Here is a 4610-nt window from a genome sequence, read left to right as displayed (position 1 = left end):
ATAAAAACTCCCCTGCTGGCACAGCTCAAATTCCCCTAGCAATAGTGCTAACCATGCTTTAACAACTGGTAGACCAGTACCTCTAAGAATTTCTAAAAACGCGATGCCCTCCTGTTTCTGCACGTGTCTCTGCATCCAGCTCTCGATTAAGCGAATCCATTCCAACACATTCTCATCGTGTGCCACCGCCAATGCTTGTGCTTTCGTTTGAATCGATTCCTCCTGTACTTGGACAAATGCCAGCACCTTTTCTTTCTCAACAGGCTGGGCGATCGAAGGATTGTCTTCCGGCTCTGGCTGCTTCTTCCCCTTCGATCGCCGGGTTGGTTTCTTCGTTAGACCAGAGATGTCAAGGTACATTGTGCGTTGTACCAACCCATTGAGTAGGTCTTCCTGCATAGGTGGACCCAGAGGATCATGCCGTTCTTCCCAATCGATCAGCAGCAGGTTGGCATAATTCTCATAGCGTTCGGCAAGTTGAAGGATTACATCCCCCAGCAGGTGAAGCTGCTGCCAGTTTATTTCTTCCTGCTGCAATTGATCGATCGCCTGCCAGATTTCCCGAAATTCCACGCTTTCAGCATCAGCCTTTGCTGCCGCTACCAGGAAAGACAGTGTATCTATTAATGGCTTCTCCTGACTCTCCTCTGGCGGCATTGCTACAGCCCTCGCAATGGACAAGGATCGATTGGGCACTCTCTGGGGTGCATTAAAATTTCGGGTTCAAATTCTCGGATGCCGTACTTCTCTTCCAGCGTTGCCAATACTTCCAAGAGGTACTGCCTGACATAACGATTTGCCATGCCCATGCAGTGCTTAGGGGGAATGCTTGCTAACTTCTGATCGCCCTGCCAAACGCTAATCGCGATCGCATGGAGGTGAGCATTAGGTCGATCCTCCCGATACAGGTAGAGTAGTGCCACTGGCGGCGTTTTTGGGACGATATCCACTTGATCAGTTGTAGCCAGTTGCGCTAGTTGCGTGAGCTGCTTCAGTTGTTGTTCAGCGGCTCTCTGTCCCCGTCGCTTCGCGTTTACATCTGGACGATTTCGATAATGCGATCGTCTCCGATGGCAAACATCAGGATTCCAGCATCCATCCCCACTCTCTCCATGCTGTTCGATCGCCTGCTCAATAGTTAGGCGACTGCATTCTAAGCACTTCAGATTCAGCGATCTCGGCACGGCTAAGGGTTTTAGGTAAGATTCAATTGTTAGTGTAATTCGTAGTGTAAGTGAAAGGGAAGTTGATGGCAAGAGCAAATCTAGCATCTGATAGGAAAAACATAGCTCCCCCAATTTCTCTGGTTATTTCATCCAGGTTGGCGTAGTCATGGGTCATATCCCGTTTCCCAAACCGCACTAATAATTCCTGTTCCTCGGTGTCGATCGCGCTGATAATGCTTAAGTCACCGTTAAACACTTCGTGGTTGTGGTCGTTCTTCAATCGCAATATGCGATCGCCTACGCTGAGCGTGATGCACCGCGCACCAGTTCTGCTTTACTGGGATGGGGTGGATTGATAAGCTGTCATAACACCTGATTCAGGTTGTAGGTGCCCATCTCTCCCCGCCTTATGAGGCGAAGCACCTGGACATCTCGTGTCGGATCGAATCCTAGTTGTTGGATAAAATGAGTCACAATATCTCGAGTTCCAGCTACGCCATACTCTGGGTTTTCAGCAACGAACCAGAGACAGTCAGATTTTGGCTTGTTGCATACCCGTTTTAGCTGCGGCAGTTCTCCTTGATTAATCCGGTGAGCGTTGATGACGATCGCAGGCTGCTGTGTCTGTCAAAAAACCTGAGTGAGTCAGACGATCGGCATGAGCCCAGAAGCAGTCAAATCATTTAGCCTTGCACGGGGACCGACGCTCGGTCACTGATCCGTATCGCCCACAATCAAGAGATGAGCATCGGGTGCTACTGCCTTAAACAGCGAATTGGCTAAGAATAAATCCATGATCAAAGCCTTATCTACCACGATCGCTTCAGCTGGGATCGGTTGTCTTGATCTCGCTTAAATTTCATTATTTTAGGATCGATCTCCAGCAAGCGATGCAGTGTTTTAGCTTCCTGCCCAGTCATTTCACTCAGGCACTGGGCAACTCGGCTGATGGGAGAGGCGAGCGTAATGGTCCTGCCCAGCGCTTTCCGGAGCGCAACGATCGTCTTACAGATAAAGGATTTGCCCGTGCTTGGACCTCCTGAAAGGATGAGCACCCGATGTGAGGCTGCCATGACAACTGCTTGCTGCTGCAGCAGGGACAACTGGAGCCCGGTACTGACAATGAAGCGATCGATCCAACGCTCTACACGCGGCACATTAACGGGGATGGCCTGGCTCAGCAGGTGCTTAACTCGGTTGTCTAAGCCCTGTTTTGTGTAGAAAAATGGCGGGGCATAGCAGAGGAATTGTCCCTGAAAGTTGCCCGTTCCGCCTTGCATGATCAGTTTCCCATCGATTGCTATGTCGATGGCGAGGGCAAGAATATCGCTCGCATCAATGCGATGGCCAGGGAGAGCAAGGCGTTCTACCGTGTGTTATACCAGTTCAAATTGAGGTAGAAAGCCTGGAATTGCGGACCATACTTGGGATGCTCTCGCCAAGCGCCCTGCATTTGTAGGGTCTGCCCTGTCTGAAGGTTAGCGAAACTGCCACCCATCGTAACTCGCTTACTCATGCAAGGCGCTTTGAGCCGCGCTACGGTGTAACCTGGCTCTGTTAAATATATCTGTTAAATAATAAGTGATTCGTTCGACGACACCTTGAAGCAGCTCAAGCGATGACTGGGCATTGGGGGTGAGAGGCTTTTCCATTGCGATAATCGTTTTGTCTTCAAGCTGCCACTTGTATTCTGCGTTCAGGGGGGGAGACGATTGATACGATATCAAATATCTTTTGCGGAAGCTGCTATTCCGGCTTGTGGATAACGTTATCCACAAAATCTGGAGCGACATTAATGCTTACTGGCTTCTTCATGTATCAATTCCTCTAAAGTTTTCAAAACTGTCTCCAATTTTTTTTGCTTGCCAGGATTATTCCAAACCTTCGATTTCCTAGCTTGTTGATATACTGTTTCAAAACGAGTCTTCAGGTTGGGGGTAGCCTCTTCAGCTTGCTGTCTCCTAGTTTCAGAAATTGCTGCTATTTGTTCCTTGATTTGGGTCAAAGACAAATCTTTCTTAATCGCAGAGTCTAACAGTCTCCTACGTTGATCTTCTTCTTTAATCCGTGCGATCGCTCTGGCTTTTGTATAAGCAATCTTTCCTTCTCGAATGGCAGTTAGAACGTCAGTTGGCAAATTTAGTAAGGGAAGGCGATTTGTGCGAAAGCTTTCAGGTGTAAAGCGTCCAACGGTATCAAATACCTTCTGAAGGGTCTGCCATTCCTCGCTGTGGATAACGTTATCCACAGAATCGGGATTGCGATCTGGGTGTGCTGCTTGATTCAGCAGTCCAACTACATAATCTGTTCCCTTTTTAAGTCGAATCGCGATTAGCTCTAAGATGCCTTCAGTTTCTTCTATTGGGTTGAGGTCTTCCCGCTGGAGATTTTCAACCAGAGCGACCTGAAAGGCTTCATCATCGCTAAAATTCCGGATGACGACAGGAACTTCAGTAAGTCCAGCAAGGGTTGCAGCTTTATAACGACGCTCTCCTGCAACCAAAATATATCCGCCATCCTGTTTAGGACGTACCAGGATTGGTTCTAGAATGCCGTGCTGTTTGACAGATTCAACAAGCTGGTCAAGTTTTTCGGGATCGAAGTATCGGCGCGGCTGTTGTTTGAACAGGGTGATTTCAGCGATCGGTAGGCAGCGGTCTTCTATTGAAGGTTGATCAGGTTCACCAAACAGCGCATCGACGCCTTTAATTTGGTAAGGCTGGCTAGCACGTCTTTTCATACAAGCGCCTCCAGGCTGCCAGCAATTTCATTAAATAAGGCAACTGCCGGATGCTTAGGATTATGGAGTGCCAGCGGTAAATGTTCCTGGGAGGCATCAGCAAAACTCACTGAGCGCGGAACAGCCGGAAAAATCGTTCCAATTCTGGATGCTTGAATGGACTGTAATGCCATGCCTCCCTGCACTGTTCTGGCTTCGTGCATAGTAGGAATAACGCCAGCAATTTTTAGGTTTTTATTGGGGCGAGCTTTGACACGAGCGATCGTGCGAAGTAAAAGTTCAGTGCCTTTCAGGGATTTGTAGTGAGTTTGAATTGGAATGAGAACGTGAGTTGCTGCAACAAGGCTAATGTAGCTCAAGATGCCAAGACTAGGAGGACAGTCAATCAGAATATAGTCATATTGATTGACTGCTTCACTCAGAGCTTCCTTAAGCCGGTAGTCCCGCATGTCTGCTACGACCAGTTCCAACTCTGCACCGCTCAGGTTGATGTTTGCAGGCGCAAGATCTACACCATAGATGTCTGTGTGAATGGGAAGTGGCTCAGAAGCCATTACCGATTCATATATCGTTTTTTTTAGCTCAAACGGTTCTAAACCCATGAAAGCGGTTAGGCTGGCTTGAGGGTCCATGTCGATCAGCAGAACCCGGTGCTCATGTTGTGCGAGATGATAACCCAAGTTCATTGTTAAAGTGCTTTTTCC

At 48.4% G+C, this 4610-nt stretch carries 6 protein-coding genes and 1 pseudogene; all 7 read right to left on the bottom strand.

The genetic code is table 11. From position 1 onward, the window contains the following. On the bottom strand, nt 1-657 hold a 657-nt coding region (locus tag H6F80_RS12495; RefSeq protein WP_190791875.1), incomplete at its 3' end, for a hypothetical protein. A gap of 2 nt (nt 658-659) precedes the next feature. After that, the gene (locus tag H6F80_RS12490) at nt 660-1184 is read right to left on the bottom strand and encodes a hypothetical protein (protein ID WP_190791874.1); all 525 of its coding nucleotides are present in this window, start codon (nt 1182-1184) and stop codon (nt 660-662) included. Between the two features lie 22 nt (nt 1185-1206). Further along, on the bottom strand, nt 1207-1479 hold the full coding sequence (locus H6F80_RS12485) for a hypothetical protein (RefSeq protein ID WP_347277869.1): 273 nt from the start codon (nt 1477-1479) through the stop codon (nt 1207-1209). Nucleotides 1480-1877: 398 nt separating this feature from the next. Then, nucleotides 1878-2446: pseudogene (locus tag H6F80_RS12475) on the bottom strand (AAA family ATPase). Nucleotides 2447-2532: 86 nt separating this feature from the next. Continuing rightward, nucleotides 2533-2733, bottom strand: coding sequence for a YrrC family ATP-dependent DNA helicase (locus H6F80_RS31290; RefSeq protein WP_518523568.1), 201 nt, complete (start codon nt 2731-2733; stop codon nt 2533-2535). Between the two features lie 225 nt (nt 2734-2958). Continuing rightward, nucleotides 2959-3906 carry a ParB/RepB/Spo0J family partition protein gene (locus H6F80_RS12470; protein ID WP_190791870.1) on the bottom strand — a complete coding sequence of 316 codons (948 nt, stop codon included), beginning with the start codon at nt 3904-3906 and terminating at the stop codon, nt 2959-2961. Next, nucleotides 3903-4610, bottom strand: a 708-nt coding sequence (locus tag H6F80_RS12465; RefSeq protein WP_190791869.1) for a ParA family protein, incomplete at its 5' end; no start/stop codon positions are given. The genes H6F80_RS12465 and H6F80_RS12470, both read right to left, overlap by 4 nt.

Source organism: Leptolyngbya sp. FACHB-711, assembly GCF_014695615.1.
GTDB lineage: Bacteria > Cyanobacteriota > Cyanobacteriia > Elainellales > Elainellaceae > Leptolyngbya_A.
The sequence above is the reverse complement of the archived record's forward strand: the minus strand, read 5'-3'. Positions and strand labels throughout refer to the sequence as shown.

What these genes read in the sequence shown, in the direction of transcription:
- H6F80_RS12470 (WP_190791870.1), bottom strand. Translation starts at nt 3,906, where the DNA reads ATGAAAAGACGTGCTAGCCAGCCTTACCAAATTAAAGGCGTCGATGCG.